This window comes from Phytopseudomonas argentinensis, assembly GCF_900113905.1.
Taxonomy (GTDB): Bacteria; Pseudomonadota; Gammaproteobacteria; order Pseudomonadales; family Pseudomonadaceae; genus Aquipseudomonas; species Aquipseudomonas argentinensis.
Window position 1 is genome coordinate 856,067 of the sequence record NZ_FORC01000001.1, and the last position, 13,742, is coordinate 869,808.

The 13,742-nt window shown below is 64.2% G+C and carries 12 protein-coding genes; 7 read left to right on the forward strand and 5 right to left on the reverse strand.

All coding sequences use genetic code 11. The features are described 5' to 3' along the window. Positions 1-22: 22 nt before the first annotated feature. The 3 genes from lptG to BM154_RS03915 form a co-directional block, all read right to left on the reverse strand. Positions 23-1,084: an LPS export ABC transporter permease LptG gene (gene lptG / locus BM154_RS03905; protein WP_074882350.1), complete on the reverse strand. Its 1,062-nt coding sequence runs from the start codon at positions 1,082-1,084 to the stop codon at positions 23-25. Then, on the reverse strand, positions 1,077-2,189 hold the full coding sequence (gene lptF, locus BM154_RS03910) for an LPS export ABC transporter permease LptF (protein ID WP_074881072.1): 1,113 nt from the start codon (positions 2,187-2,189) through the stop codon (positions 1,077-1,079). The genes lptG and lptF overlap by 8 nt, the downstream gene beginning before the upstream one ends. Before the next feature lie 299 nt (positions 2,190-2,488). Beyond that, positions 2,489-2,923 carry a GNAT family N-acetyltransferase gene (locus BM154_RS03915; RefSeq protein ID WP_074882351.1) on the reverse strand — a complete coding sequence of 145 codons (435 nt, stop codon included), beginning with the start codon at positions 2,921-2,923 and terminating at the stop codon, positions 2,489-2,491. A gap of 383 nt (positions 2,924-3,306) precedes the next feature. On the opposite strand from BM154_RS03915, the gene BM154_RS03920 reads away from it, so the two are divergent. The 6 genes from BM154_RS03920 (at position 3,307) to BM154_RS03945 (ending at position 10,981) form a co-directional block, all read left to right on the forward strand. Continuing rightward, on the forward strand, positions 3,307-4,797 hold the full coding sequence (locus BM154_RS03920; RefSeq protein WP_074881073.1) for a leucyl aminopeptidase: 1,491 nt from the start codon (positions 3,307-3,309) through the stop codon (positions 4,795-4,797). Between the two features lie 121 nt (positions 4,798-4,918). Next, positions 4,919-5,338, forward strand: coding sequence for a DNA polymerase III subunit chi (locus BM154_RS03925; protein WP_074881074.1), 420 nt, complete (start codon positions 4,919-4,921; stop codon positions 5,336-5,338). 9 nt (positions 5,339-5,347) lie between these two features. Then, positions 5,348-5,755, forward strand: a complete 408-nt coding sequence (locus BM154_RS03930) for a DNA polymerase III subunit chi (RefSeq protein ID WP_074881075.1) — start codon at positions 5,348-5,350, stop codon at positions 5,753-5,755. 121 nt (positions 5,756-5,876) lie between these two features. Continuing rightward, entirely contained in the window at positions 5,877-8,708 is a 2,832-nt protein-coding gene (locus tag BM154_RS03935; protein ID WP_074881076.1) for a valine--tRNA ligase, read from the forward strand. A gap of 122 nt (positions 8,709-8,830) precedes the next feature. Then, positions 8,831-9,127, forward strand: a complete 297-nt coding sequence (locus tag BM154_RS03940) for a winged helix-turn-helix domain-containing protein (protein ID WP_074882353.1) — start codon at positions 8,831-8,833, stop codon at positions 9,125-9,127. A gap of 24 nt (positions 9,128-9,151) precedes the next feature. Then, entirely contained in the window at positions 9,152-10,981 is a 1,830-nt protein-coding gene (locus BM154_RS03945; RefSeq protein ID WP_074881077.1) for an SLC13 family permease, read from the forward strand. A gap of 176 nt (positions 10,982-11,157) precedes the next feature. Here the strand turns inward: BM154_RS03945 and BM154_RS03950 are convergent, their stop codons facing one another. Next, positions 11,158-11,625, reverse strand: coding sequence for a bacteriohemerythrin (locus BM154_RS03950; protein ID WP_074881078.1), 468 nt, complete (start codon positions 11,623-11,625; stop codon positions 11,158-11,160). A gap of 185 nt (positions 11,626-11,810) precedes the next feature. On the opposite strand from BM154_RS03950, the gene rlmF reads away from it, so the two are divergent. Continuing rightward, positions 11,811-12,794 (forward strand): 23S rRNA (adenine(1618)-N(6))-methyltransferase RlmF, encoded by a 984-nt coding sequence (gene rlmF / locus BM154_RS03955; protein WP_074881079.1) that lies wholly within the window; start codon positions 11,811-11,813, stop codon positions 12,792-12,794. Here the strand turns inward: rlmF and BM154_RS03960 are convergent. After that, the gene (locus BM154_RS03960) at positions 12,791-13,681 is read right to left on the reverse strand and encodes a universal stress protein (RefSeq protein ID WP_074881080.1); all 891 of its coding nucleotides are present in this window, start codon (positions 13,679-13,681) and stop codon (positions 12,791-12,793) included. The genes rlmF and BM154_RS03960 overlap by 4 nt on opposite strands. Positions 13,682-13,742 lie beyond the last annotated feature (61 nt).

Genomic DNA, 13,742 nt, shown 5'->3' on the forward strand with positions numbered 1-13,742 from the left:
CGACAGGAAAGGGCGCGGCGGATCAGCCCGCTCGGCGCAGCAGCCAGACACCGGCAATGGCGCAGATGCTCGCTGGAATCAGCACGGCCAGCAGCGGCGAGAAGCCGAACACCAGGCTCGACGGCCCCAGCAGGTCCTGGGCGATACGAAACACGAAGCCCACCAGCACGCCGGTAAACACGCGCTGCCCCAGGGTGACCGACCGCAGCGGGCCGAAGATGAAGGAGATGGCCATCAGCACCAACGCGGCGGTAACCAGCGGCTGCAGCACCTTGGTCCAGAACGCCAGCCAGTAGTTGCCGTTGTTCAGGCCCTGCTCTTTCAGATAGTGGATGTAGCTCCACAAGCCGGTGATCGACAGCGCCTCAGGCTCCAGCACCACGGTGCCCAGCAACTGCGGGCTGAGCTCGATGTCCCAGCGCTCGGTCGGCGCCTTGACGACCTCGGTGCGGCGGTCATGGAACAACGTTGTCGCCACGTCCTCCAGCTGCCAATAGCTGCCTTCGTAGGTGGCACGGCGGGCGAAGCTGGACGACTCCAGGCGGCGCTCGTCATCGAAGCGATAGCGGGTCACCCCGAACAACACGCCGCCCGGCTGCACGGCGTTGATGTGCACGAACTCCTGCCCCTGACGATGCCACATGCCGCGCTTGGCGGTTTGCGCTTCGCCACCGCCCTGGGCCATGGCACGGCTGGCCTGGGCCTGGTTTTCGGTCCAGGGTGCCACGTATTCGCCGATCAGAATGCCGACCAGCATCAGCACCAGCATGGGCTTCATCACGCCCCAGACGATACGGCCGATGGACACACCGGCTGCGCGCATGATGGTCAGCTCGCTGTTGCTGGCCAGGGTACCCAGGCCGATCAGACAGCCCACCAGCGCCGCCATCGGCAGCATGTCGTAGATCCGCCGCGGCGCGGTCAGCAGCACATACCAGAGGGCATCAGCGATGCTGTAGTTGCCTTCGATATCACCCAGTTCGTCGATGAACGCGAACAGCAGGGCCAGACCGACGATGATGCCGAGCACAGCCAGAATGGCGAACAGCACCTGCACGCCGATGTAACGATCCAGCTTAACCACGAGCATTCTCCCGACGGCTTACCAACTTCAGACGCAGCGGCTCCCAATAGAGCAACGCCAGGCCAACCAGCAGGAACAATAGGTGCACGCCCCATAGCCCGACGTAAGGCGGAATGCGCCCCTTGTCCAGCGCGCTGCGCGCCGCCACCAGCAGACCCAGGTAGGTCATGTACAGGAGAATCGCCGGCAACAGCTTGAGGAAGCGGCCCTGGCGCGGATTGACCCGCGACAACGGCACCGCCATCAGGGTGACGATGAAGACCAGCAATGGAATCGACAGGCGCCACTGCAGCTCGGACTGCAGCCGCGGATCGTCGCTGCCGATCAGCTGCGAGGTGGGAATCGCCTCACGTTCGCTGATGTCCGCGGCCACCGACGGTTTGGGCAGCAGTACGCCATAGGTGTCGTACTGGATGACCCGGTAATCGGCCTGTCCCGGGTTGCCGTCATAGCGGTAACCGTTTTCCAGGATCAGGTAGCGGCTGCCGTCGGGCTGCACTTCCTGACGACCACGCTCGGCGACCAGCACGCTGATGCCGCGATCCTTGTCACCGGCACGGGACAGGCGCTTGTCGGAAATGAAGATGCCGCCCAGCTCGGTGCGGTCTTCCGACAGCTCCCGGGTGTAGGTGACCCGCGTTCCGTTGCGCATCGACTGGAAGCGCCCGGGCACCAGGGTATCGAACTCGGTGAGGGCATCCTGCTGATTGAAGATCCTGGCTACCTGGGTCACCCCCTGAGGCGCCAGCCCCATGCTCAGCCAGGCCACCAGCAGCGCCACCACCGTGGCGGGCGCCAGGCTGTAGAGGAACAGCCGCTGCTGGCTCATGCCGGTGGCCGACAGCACAGTCATCTCGCTGTCCAGATACAGCCGCCCATAGGCCAGCAGGAAACCCAGGAACAGGCCCAGGGGCAGAATCAGCTGCAGAAAGCCAGGCAGGCGAAAGCCCATGATCAGGAACAATACGCTTGGATCGAGTATCCCCTGGGCCGCCTGGGCCAGGTACTTGATGAAGCGGCCGCTCATAATGATCACCAGCAGCACGGCACTCACCGCGCTCAAGGTAACCAGAACCTCTCGGGACAGATATCGGAAGACGATCAAACAGACACTCCAGGATTGTCAGGCTCAGGCGGCGTGTTGAACCCAGCCGCACTGCATACCGGCACCCGCACTCGGCGAACCAGCCAAAAAATTGTTGCCATTATCCTGCGATTGAATCGGCGTGTCACTGAGGAACATGGCCGCGCCATTTCTAGACCGCAAGCTCGAGCGATACGTTCGAAGGCCCAATGGGCCAATCGCAAGAGGGCGCCAGGAGGTTCACCCCCTTGACGGTTAGCCTCGAGCGGACGAGCACCCGCTCCTACGCGGCCGACACGGCCTGGGCCGGAGCGCTGCCCTCAGGCATTCTCATCTCCCGGACGGGTGAACGAATAGCGGTCGATGTCGCGACGCAACTGCCACCCCTGACTGGTCCAATAAGCGGCCGCTGCCTCATTGCTCGTCAATACGTCCAGATGGCACTTGCGGATACCAAGGCTTTCGAGCCCCTCGATGCAATGGCTCACCAGCCTGCTGGCGATGCCCTGATGACGGTACTCAGGAATCACCAGCAGATGCTGGAGATAGCCACGACGCCCGTCATGTCCGCACATGACGCAACCACAGATGACAGGGCCGTCTTCGGCGATGAAGCTCAGGCCGGGGTTGCGCTCGAGGTACCTTGCCGTCGCCTCGCGCGAGTCCGCGTCTCGCAAGGACACACCCGGGGTATTTCGCATGAGGTGCATCACCACCTGGTAATCGGCGATGGTCATGGTTCGGATACTGATCATGGATTCGGCCTGGACGGTGAGCGAGCCCTCTACGCTAGCGAAGGCGAGGCGAAAGGTGAAGACCGGCACCAATGAACACTGACCGGCCCGCGCCGCGTGCCCGCATGCCCCACAGCGAGCGGTGCCAGCCCTCGGGCCTGGGCATCCGCCAACGCCGCCTGTACGATAGCTCGACGCATGCAAGCGACCACCTGCCCGGCAAGTGCACCTGCCGGGCAACGCCAGAAGTGCTTCTGGCGCCTTGGCTCAATGAATCAATGGGCAAGACCGCTGGTCAGAACTGACTATGCTGTCAGCCACCTACGAGCCTTCGTACAAAGGCCGCTAGCAGAACGCCGTAAATCATCCTGGATTCGCGACTCGTTGTCTTGGGGACACCACGCATGGACTTTATTGTTAAAAGCGCTCGCCCGGAAACCTTGAAAACCGCCACCCTGGTCATTCCCGTCGGTGAAGGCGGCCTGCTCGGAGCCACCGCCAAGGCAGTCGACACCGCCAGCGGTGGCGCCATCACCACCCTGCTCAAGCGTGGCGACCTGGCGGGCAAGCCCGGCCAGACCCTGCTGGCCCACGGCCTGGCGAACCTCAAGGCCGAACGCGTGCTGCTGGTCGGCACTGGCAAGGAAGCCGAACTCTCGGATCGCCAACTGCGCAAAGTGGTCGCCGCCGTTTATGGCGTGCTCAAGACCCTGGCGGGCAGCGATGCCCTGCTCGCTCTGCAGGATTTGCAAGTAAAAGGTCGTGATGCCTACGGCAAGGCCCGCCTGCTGGTGGAAAGCCTCGCCGATGCCGGCTACCAGTTCGACCGTTTCAAGAGCCAGAAGGCTACGCCAGGCGCTCTGAAGAAGATCACCCTGATCACCGACAAGGCCGACACCGCCGCCGTCGAACGCGCCACCCGCGAAGCGCGCGCCATCGCCATCGGCATGACACTGACCAAGGACCTGGGCAACCTGCCACCGAACATCTGCCACCCCAGCTACCTGGCCGAGCAGGCCAAGGAGTTGGCCAAGGCGCATAAGAACCTCAAGGTCGACATCCTCGACGAGAAGAAGCTGCAGGCACTCGGCGCCGGCGCTTTCCTGGCCGTGGCCCAGGGCAGCGACCAGCCGCCGCGGATGATCGTCATGCAGTACAACGGCGGCAGGAAAGGCGACAAGCCCCACGCCCTGGTCGGCAAGGGCATCACCTTCGACACCGGCGGTATCAGCATCAAGCCGGCCGCCGGCATGGATGAGATGAAGTACGACATGGGCGGCGCCGCCAGCGTGTTCGGCACCCTGCGTGCGGTACTCGAACTGCAACTGCCGATCAACCTGGTGTGCCTGCTGGCCTGTGCCGAGAACATGCCCAGCGGCGGTGCGACGCGCCCGGGCGATATCGTCACCACCATGAGCGGGCAGACCGTGGAAATCCTCAACACCGACGCCGAAGGCCGTCTGGTGCTGTGCGACACCCTGACCTACGCCGAGCGCTTCAAGCCGCAATCGGTGATCGACATCGCCACTCTCACCGGCGCCTGCATCGTCGCCCTGGGTAGCAATGTGTCGGGTCTGATGGGCAACGACGACGAACTGGTCAACCAGATTCTCGCCGCCGGCCGTCAGGCCGACGACCGCGCCTGGCAACTGCCGCTGTACGACGAGTACCAGGAGCAGCTCGACAGTCCGTTCGCCGACATCGCCAATATCGGCGGGCCGAAAGCCGGCACCATCACCGCCGGCTGCTTCCTGTCGCGCTTTACCAAAGCCTACAAGTGGGCGCACCTGGATATCGCCGGCACCGCCTGGGTCAGCGGTGGCAAGGACAAGGGCGCCACCGGCCGCCCGGTACCGCTGCTCACCCAGTACCTGCTCGACCGCGTGCCGGCCTGATCGCCAGCGCCCCCGAGGGTGGCTCACCTGGCCACCCTCGCCTGCTGCTCGCACAAGCCTGCTTGATCCATACTCCGCTTTTCGCTTGAAGCTTGCCGCTTGAAGCCCGACACTTGCCGCCATGCCCCGAATCGAATTCTACGTACTGTCGTCGGCCACTCCAGCCGAACGCCTGCGCGCTGCCTGCCAGCTCGCCGGCAAAGCCTGGCGAGCTGGCCTGCCGGTGTTTCTGCGCGGTCGCGACAGCGCGCAATGCCACGAACTCGACGAGCTGCTCTGGCGCGTGCGCCAGGAGAGTTTCATCCCCCACGGCCTGCATCAGGATGATCCGCAAGCGCCGGTGGTGATCGGTCTGGACGAACAGCCCGAGGCGCAGCAGGCGGTGCTGATCAACCTCAGCAGCACGCTCAGCCCGCATATCGATCGTTTCAGCCGGGTGATCGAGATCGTCAACCAGGAACCCGACCTGCTGACCGCCTGCCGGGAGAATTTCCGCAGCTACCGGCAGCGCGGCTATGATCCCAAACGTGTCGAACTGTAGACCCCTGCCATGGACAACCTGAACCCGCCCCACAAACCCGGCGCCCTGCTGAGCGATCTCGAATCGATTCGCGAATTGCTCGACGACGACCTCGACCCACCGCTGCTCACCGACAAGTTCGACCCGGACGACATCCCCGTACTTTCCGAGGTGGTGCGCTCCCCAGAGCCGGTCCGTGCTGTGCAGCCCTCCGCGCCTGGCAGCACCACCGGCATCGCCTCGGAAGACGAGCTGCGCCAGACCGTGCAGCGCGCCATTGGCCGCGACAACGAGATCAACCGCCTGGATACCGAGTTGCGCGCCGCCGCGCAGCTGCTGCTGCAGGATGTGATCGACGATTTCGTGCCGCAGATCGAAGCCGAGCTCAAGCGCCGCCTGCAGGCGCGCCTCAATCGCCTGCTCCCGCCGCGCCGCTGATCCCCTGCCCTGACAAGGTTTTCCCGCTCGACCGATAGCCGCGAGAGCGGAAGAAAACTGCGCGGCGGTTGGTTATACTGCTCGGCTTTTCCGATCAGACGCCAGAAGGGTCCCGCCGCGCATGGACAAGACCTACCAGCCCCACGCCATCGAAACCGCCCTGTATGAAAACTGGGAGGCGAAGGGCTACTTCGCTCCGCAGGGCTCCGGTGAGCCTTATACCATCATGATCCCGCCGCCGAACGTGACCGGCAGCCTGCACATGGGCCACGGCTTCAACAACGCGATCATGGACGCGCTGATCCGCTTCCGCCGTATGCAGGGTCGCAACACCCTGTGGCAACCGGGCACCGATCACGCCGGCATTGCCACGCAGATGGTGGTAGAGCGCCAACTGGGCGCCCAGGGTATCGATCGCCATGATCTAGGCCGCGAGAAGTTCCTCGACAAAGTCTGGGAATGGAAAGCCGAGTCCGGCGGCAACATCACCCGGCAGATCCGTCGCCTGGGCTCGTCGGTGGACTGGTCGCGCGAGCGCTTCACCATGGATGACGGCCTCTCCGAGGCGGTCAAGGAAGCCTTCGTGCGCCTGCACGAAGATGGTCTGATCTATCGCGGCAAGCGCCTGGTCAACTGGGACACCAAGTTCCACACCGCCATTTCCGATCTGGAAGTGGAAAGCCACGACGAGAAGGGCCACCTGTGGAACCTGCGCTATCCGCTGGCCGACGGCCAGAAGACCGCGGAGGGCAATGACTACCTGATCGTTGCCACCACCCGCCCGGAAACCATGCTGGGTGACGCCGCCGTCGCCGTGAACCCCGAAGACGAACGCTACAAGGCGCTGATCGGGCAATACGTCGAGCTGCCCCTGGTTGGCCGTCGCATCCCGATCATCGCCGACGATTATTGCGACCCGGAATTCGGCACCGGCTGCGTGAAGATCACCCCGGCTCACGACTTCAACGACTATGAAGTCGGCAAGCGCCACAACCTGCCGCTGATCAACATCTTCGACCAGGACGCCAAGGTGCTGGCCGGCGCGCAGATCTTCAACATCGACGGCAGCGTCAACGCCCTGCTCGATGCCAGCCTGCCTGCCGAATACGCCGGCCTGGATCGCTTCGAAGCGCGCAAGCAGATCGTCGCCGCGTTCGACGCCCTTGGCCTGCTGCAAAGCATCGACGACCACGCCCTGAAAGTGCCGAAGGGCGACCGTTCCGGCACCATCATCGAGCCCTGGCTGACCGATCAGTGGTACGTGTCCACCAAGCCGCTGGCCGAGAAAGCCATCGAAGTGGTCGAGAACGGCGAAATCCAGTTCGTACCCAAGCAGTACGAAAACATGTATTTCAGCTGGATGCGTGACATCCAGGACTGGTGCATCAGCCGTCAGCTGTGGTGGGGCCATCGCATTCCGGCGTGGTACGACCAGGCGGGCAACGTCTACGTCGGCCGCGACGAAGCCGAAGTGCGCGCCAAGCACAACCTGGGCGACATCGCCCTGCGCCAGGACGACGACGTGCTGGACACCTGGTTCAGCTCCGGCCTGTGGACCTTCTCCACCCTCGGCTGGCCCGAGCAGACCGATTTCCTGAAGACCCATCATCCCACCGACGTGCTGGTCACCGGTTTCGACATCATCTTCTTCTGGGTCGCCCGGATGATCATGCTGTCGACCCACCTGACCAAGCAGATCCCGTTCAAGACCGTTTACGTGCACGGTCTGGTGCGCGACGGCCAGGGCCAGAAGATGTCCAAGTCCAAGGGCAACGTGCTCGACCCCCTGGACATCGTCGACGGCATCGACCTGGAAACCCTGCTGGCCAAACGCACCAGCGGCATGATGCAGCCCAAGCTCGCCGAGAAGATCGCCAAGCAGACCAAGGCCGAATTCCCGGACGGCATCGCCAGCTACGGCACCGACGCCCTGCGCTTTACCTTCTGCTCACTGGCCACCACCGGCCGCGACGTGAAGTTCGACATGGGCCGCGTCGAGGGCTATCGCAACTTCTGCAACAAGCTGTGGAACGCCGCCAACTTCGTCATCGAGAACACCGATGGCCAGGACACCGGCATCAACGGCGAGGATGTTGATCTGTCACCGGTCGATCGCTGGATCATCTCCGCCCTGCAGCGTTGCGAGCAGGACGTGACCCGCCACCTCGACGCCTTCCGCTTCGACCTGGCGACCCAAGCCCTGTATGAGTTCGTCTGGGACGAGTACTGCGCCTGGTACCTGGAGCTGGTCAAGCCCGTGCTGTGGGACGAGAACGCCCCGCTCGAACGCCAGCGCGGCACCCGCCGCACGCTGGTGCGTGTGCTGGAAGTGATCCTGCGTCTGGCCCACCCGTTCATGCCATTCATCAGCGAGGAAATCTGGCAGCGCATCAAGGGTCAGGCTGGCGTCAGCGGCGACACCCTGATGCTGCAGCCGTGGCCAGTGGCCAACGAGACGCGCATCGATGCGGCCGCCGAAGGCGACATCGAATGGGTCAAGCAGCTGATGCTCGGCGTGCGGCAGATCCGTGGCGAGATGAAGATCTCCATGGCCAAGCGCATCGACGTGATCCTCGCCAACACCAATGCCGAAGACCTGCGCCGCCTTAACGACAACGCCCCACTGCTCAACAAGCTGGCCAAGTTCGAATCGGTGAAGGTGCTGGCTGCCGGCGAGGAAGCGCCGATGTCCGCCACCGCTCTGGTCGGCGACATGCAGGTACTGGTACCGATGGCCGGGCTGATCGACAAGGAAGCCGAACTGGCGCGCCTGGACAAGGAAATCCAGCGTCTGGAAGGCGAAGCCAAGCGGGTTGGCGGCAAGCTGGCCAACGAAGGTTTCGTCGCCAAGGCACCGGCCGAAGTGCTCGAGAAGGAACGCGCCAAGCTGGCCGAGGCCGAACAGGCCCTGGCCAATCTGGTGGAACAGCGCGGCAAGATCGCCAGCCTGTAAGCCAGCGCGCTGGAAAAAACGGCCCGCCGCGGTGACGACCCGGCGGGCCGTTTTCGTTTATGGGCATGCCGTGTCGCATCAGGCAGTATGCTCTCGACTCTTTACACGATCGGACGATGCAAATGGACGTGAGCAAGACCAAGACCAGCTTCTACCGCCGCCTCTACGTGGCCTGGCTGATCGACAGCGGCGCTGCCGACAGCGTGCCCGCCCTGATGGCCGCCACCGGTATGCCCCGGCGCACTGCCCAGGACACGCTGAGCGCACTGGAAGAGCTGGATATCGACTGCCAATTCCAGCAGCAGGATGGCGAGCGCAACAACGCCGGCCACTACGTGATCCGCGACTGGGGCGCCATCGACAAGCGCTGGATTGCGGACAACCTGCAGCAGATCAAGGCGGTGTTGGGTTACCCCTGAGATACTCCCCGGCAAGGAGCCCAAATGAATATCGACCTGCTGATGGTGCTCGGCCTGCTGTTCACGGCCGTGGTGCTGTTCGTCATCAACAAACCGCGCATGGACGTGGTGGCCTTGATGATCCTCGTCGCCCTGCCGCTGACCGGCGTGCTGACCATTCAGGAAACCCTGGCCGGCTTCGCCGACCCGAGCGTGATCCTGATCGCCGCGCTGTTCGTGATCGGTGAAGGCCTGGTACGCACTGGTATCGCCTATCGCCTCGGTGACTGGTTGGTGGCCAAGGCCGGCAGCAGTGAAACCCGCCTGCTGGTATTACTGATGGTGGCCGTGGCCGGGCTGGGCTCGGTGATGAGTTCCACCGGCGTGGTGGCGATCTTCATTCCGGTGGTGCTCGGTGTGGCGGCGCGCCTGAAGATCGCGCCAGGCCGCCTGATGATGCCCCTGGCGTTCGCCGGGCTGATCAGCGGCATGCTCACGCTGGTGGCCACGCCGCCGAACATGGTGGTGCACAGCGAGCTGCTGCGCGCTGGCCTGCCGGGTTTCAGTTTCTTCAGTTTCACGCCGGTCGGCCTGGCCGTGCTGGCGCTGGGTGTGCTCTATATGCTCGCCACGCGACGCTGGCTGCAGCGTGACACCGATGGCGACAGCTCTGCGCCGCCGCGGCTGACACTCGCCGACCTGGCGCAAAGCTACCGGCTCAACGAGCGCGAGCGGCGCCTGCGGGTGCGCGCCGATTCGCCGCTGGCCAGCCAGGCCCTGGACGAACTGAAGCTGCGCTCGCAATACGGCATCAACGTGATTGCCGTGGAGCGCCAGCGGCAGTTTCGTACCCTGCTGCTGATGGCCACCGGCAATACCCAGTTGCAAGCCGGCGACGTGCTGCTGGTCGACCTGGCCAGCCCGGCCATCGCCGTGCTAGGCGCCTATCAGGAGCTGGGGCTGGAACCGTTGCGGCTGAGCAACTCCTACTACAGCGTGCATTCCCACGAGCTGGGGTTGGCCGAAGTGGCGTTACCACCGGAATCGCACCTGCCGGGCAAGAGCATTCAAGAACTGGGTCTGCGCAGCCGCTACAAGCTCAACGTGGTCGGTCTGCGCCGTCACGGCAAGGCGCTGGAAGGCCTGCTGGTGGACGAGAAGCTGAGCCACGCCGATACCCTGCTGGTAGCTGGCAGCTGGAAGCAGATCCATCACCTGCAGAGCCTCAATCGCGACTTTCTGGTGCTCAGCCTACCCGCCGAAGTCGACGAAGTGGCGCCCGCGGCGCGCAAGGCACCCTATGCCCTGCTGAGCCTCGCGGTGATGGTCGGGCTGATGATCAGTGGCCTGGTCCCCAACGTCATGGCCGCGCTGATCGGTTGCCTGCTGATGGGCGCCTTCCGCTGCATCGACATGCCCAGCGCCTACCGATCCGTCCATTGGCCGAGCCTGATCCTGATCGTCGGCATGCTACCGTTCGCCCTGGCCCTGCAGAAAACCGGCGGCATCGACCTGGCGGTGAACGGTCTGGTCGGCGCCCTCGGCAACGCCGGGCCACGGGTGATCCTGGCCAGCCTGTTCGCGGTCACCGCGCTGATCGGCCTGTTCATCTCCAATACCGCGACGGCGGTTCTGATGGCACCGGTGGCCATCGCCACCGCCCAGGCGCTGGGCGTGTCCCCCGTGCCTTTCGCGATGACCGTGGCCCTGGCCGCCTCGGCGGCCTTCATGACGCCGATTTCGTCGCCGGTAAATACCCTGGTGCTGGGGCCGGGTCAGTACCGCTTCGGCGATTTCGTACGCGTCGGCGTGCCGTTCACCATTCTGGTGATGATCGTCAGCGTGACGATGGTGCCGTGGATATTTCCGCTGTAGTTCACGACAAGCACAGCGGCGGGATAAAGGCGCAAGTGACCGTTCGCGATCTCGTGGGAGGGGCTTTAGCCGCGAGTCCTACGCCTGGCCAGGCAAATCGAGGCTAAAGCGAATCGCCGCCCGGCCTCTCCCACAAACGCGCTGCTCACCGTGCGCTATGGTTTTGAAACCGCACGCTACGCCGCGCGAAAGAAACGCCGCTTGGCGCGATTCAGCCAGCCGTCCTCGGACTTGTCGGCAGCCAGGCGGCGCAGGTTTTCGGTGACTGCCGCCACGTAGTTCTGGTCATCGTTGCGGATATGTCCGAACAGCCAGCGGCCGAGCAGGCTGCGCAACTCGTCACCGACATCCTCGCCCTGTCGGAAACGCGCGCGGTAATCCTCGACCCGGCGGATAAACAATTCATGCACCCGCTTGTGGGCCTTGGTGAACACGTAGCCCGACTCTTCGAGCATCGCCTCCTCGAAGGCGAAGTGCGAGCTGGTGTAGTCCACCAGTTCTTCGATTACCTGCCCCACGCCCTCGCGCGCACCTTGCTGTTGCGCTGCATATAGCTCGTTGATCATGTCGACGATGCGCCGGTGCTGGCCGTCGATCACGGCGATCCCGGTGTTCAGGTCATCGCTCCAACTGAGATAGGCCATGCCCTGCCCCTGTCACTGCCCTAAGTGGGGCCAGTCTAGGGCGGGTCAGGCAGCCCTCCGTTGATCTGGGTCAGGGCGCCTACCGAAGCTGATTCCGCAACGGCTGCCGTCGCAACAAAGCCGGCAAGCAGAGCGCCTGCGCCTGTGGGAAAATAGGCCACCGCCCGCTCCCGTGATGCCTCAGCATGCCTGCCAAACGCCCATCGAAACCGCCCGCCTCGCCTGAGAAAGGTCAGCTGCACCCCCGCAACCGCCATCAGGGCCGCTATGACTTTCCCGCGCTGATCAAGGCCAGCCCGGAGCTGACGGCATTCGTGATCATCAATCCGTACGGAAATCAGAGCATCGATTTTGCCAATCCCGCGGCGGTGAAGGTGTTCAACCGTGCCCTGCTCAAGCAGTTCTACGGCATCGCGCACTGGGACATCCCAGCGGATTACCTGTGCCCGCCAATTCCCGGGCGCGCCGATTACCTGCACTACCTGGCCGACCTGCTGGCCAGCGACAACGGTGGTGAAATTCCCAGGGGCAAGGCGGTTCGGGCGCTGGACATTGGCATGGGCGCCAACTGCATCTACCCGCTGCTGGGCAGTTGCGAATACGCCTGGCGTTTCGTGGGGGCGGATATCGCACCGCAGGCCATCGCGTCGGCCAGGGCCATCGTGCACTCGAACCCCGGTTTGAGCGAGCAGATCGAACTGCGCCTGCAACCCGAGGCGCAACACATCTTCACGGGGCTGCTGCAACCTGGCGAGCGCTTCGAGCTGACCCTGTGCAACCCGCCCTTCCACGCCTCGGCAGCCGAAGCCGCCAGCGGCAGCAAGCGCAAATGGCGCAACCTCGGCAAGCTCGACCCCAAGCGCAAATTACCGGTGCTCAACTTCGGCGGCCAGGCGGCAGAACTCTGGTGTCCAGGCGGCGAAGCGGCGTTCGTGGCGCGGCTTATCGGCGAAAGCGCCGAGCACCGCGACCAGGTACTGTGGTTCAGCACGCTGATCTCCAAGGCTGGCAACCTGCCGGGCGTGTACGCCATGCTGAAGAAAGTCGGCGCTGTGGATACCCGCACGCTGGAAATGAGCCAGGGCCAGAAGCAGAGCCGCTTCGTGGCCTGGACCTTTCATGCTAGCGAACAGCGCCAACACTGGATGAACAAGCGCATCGACCTTTAATCGGCGGCGCGCGGCTCGCGCACGATCAGGGTGTCGCACGGCACCCATTGCAGCAATTCACTTGCCGCACTGCCGAGCAGCACATTCATCAGCCCGCTGCGCCCATGCGTGCCCATCACCACCAGATCAACGGCATGCTCACGCACATAGCGACTCAGTGCAGCCCCCAGAGAGCCCTGCTCGATAACGATGCGGGTGCGCTTGCGCGCCTCGTCGGGCAGATCACTGGCAGAAAGAAATGCGGCGTAATCACCCTCCTCGATATGCCGACGCGTCTCAGCGTCGATCACCCGCTCCAGGCGGTCGGACAGCGGCGCCTCGGTGGTGTGATAAAGCACCAGTTCGCGATCGGGAAAGTAGCGGGCAGCCGCGTGCAGGGCGTGACGTGACGAGTCGGAAAAGTCGGTGGCCACGAGAATCCGCTGGTAGCGCCCGCGCGGCCGCTGGCGCACCACTAGCAAGGGCTGCGGCAACTGCCGGGCCAGTGACTCGAGCGTCGAGCCCAGCAGCAGGCGGCCCCACGACTCATTGCTCGCCGCCCCGGTGACCACCAGCGCACTGCCGGTCTCGCGCGCCGCCTGGGCGATGGCCTGCACCGGCTCGCCGCGCTCGATACGCAGGCGTACCTGCACATCGAGGCCTGACAGGTCCTGCTGCAGTTGCTGCTCGGCAAAACGCGCCAGGCTGGCGTCATCGCGCTCCCCGACCCAGCCCAGCACCAGATCGGGAGCCTGGGCGATTTCCAGCACATTGACGCCAACCAGCAGGGCCTGCCATTCCCCAGCCAGCTGCGCGGCCCGATCCAGCGCACGGTCGCAGCGTACGCTGAGATCGGTGGCCAGCAATACGCTTGCCGGTGTGCCCTCGCTCCAAGGTTGGCTGCTCATGGTTGCCCCCTTTGTTCTCTACACAGAAGGTGAGCCTGGACCCTAGCAACTCCTCCTGCCC

Excerpts from the sequence above, each read along its gene's own strand:
- BM154_RS03935 (WP_074881076.1), top strand. The coding sequence starts at position 5,877 with ATGGACAAGACCTACCAGCCCCACGCCATCGAAACCGCCCTGTATGAA.
- BM154_RS03915 (WP_074882351.1), bottom strand. The coding sequence starts at position 2,923 with ATGATCAGTATCCGAACCATGACCATCGCCGATTACCAGGTGGTGATG.
- BM154_RS03920 (WP_074881073.1), top strand. The coding sequence starts at position 3,307 with ATGGACTTTATTGTTAAAAGCGCTCGCCCGGAAACCTTGAAAACCGCC.
- BM154_RS03940 (WP_074882353.1), top strand. The coding sequence starts at position 8,831 with ATGGACGTGAGCAAGACCAAGACCAGCTTCTACCGCCGCCTCTACGTG.
- BM154_RS03930 (WP_074881075.1), top strand. The coding sequence starts at position 5,348 with ATGGACAACCTGAACCCGCCCCACAAACCCGGCGCCCTGCTGAGCGAT.
- BM154_RS03960 (WP_074881080.1), bottom strand. The coding sequence starts at position 13,681 with ATGAGCAGCCAACCTTGGAGCGAGGGCACACCGGCAAGCGTATTGCTG.
- rlmF (WP_074881079.1), top strand. The coding sequence starts at position 11,811 with ATGCCTGCCAAACGCCCATCGAAACCGCCCGCCTCGCCTGAGAAAGGT.
- BM154_RS03945 (WP_074881077.1), top strand. The coding sequence starts at position 9,152 with ATGAATATCGACCTGCTGATGGTGCTCGGCCTGCTGTTCACGGCCGTG.
- BM154_RS03950 (WP_074881078.1), bottom strand. The coding sequence starts at position 11,625 with ATGGCCTATCTCAGTTGGAGCGATGACCTGAACACCGGGATCGCCGTG.
- BM154_RS03925 (WP_074881074.1), top strand. The coding sequence starts at position 4,919 with ATGCCCCGAATCGAATTCTACGTACTGTCGTCGGCCACTCCAGCCGAA.